Genomic DNA, 212 nt, shown 5'->3' with positions numbered 1-212 from the left:
AAACCTTCGGCAAGCGTCTGGCCGATCACCAGGTCATTCGCCATAAAATCGCTGAGATGAAACAGCAGATCAACGCTTGTCAGGCCATGATTAATCACTGCACCCGGGAGATTATCGCGGGCCGCGCGGTGTTTGGAGATATTGCCCTGCTCAAGGTTCAGTGTAGCCAGACCATGGAATTCTGTGCCCGCGAGGCCATGCAGATTCTGGGT

At 54.2% G+C, this 212-nt stretch carries 1 protein-coding gene; it reads left to right on the top strand.

Annotation, left to right across the window (positions count from 1 at the left end):
• Nucleotides 1-212, top strand: a 212-nt coding sequence (locus A3709_RS01470) for an acyl-CoA dehydrogenase family protein (RefSeq protein WP_255359707.1), incomplete at both ends; no start/stop codon positions are given.

It is taken from the genome of Halioglobus sp. HI00S01, assembly GCF_001635445.1.
GTDB lineage: Bacteria > Pseudomonadota > Gammaproteobacteria > Pseudomonadales > Halieaceae > Halioglobus > Halioglobus japonicus.
The sequence above is the reverse complement of the archived record's forward strand: the minus strand, read 5'-3'. Positions and strand labels throughout refer to the sequence as shown.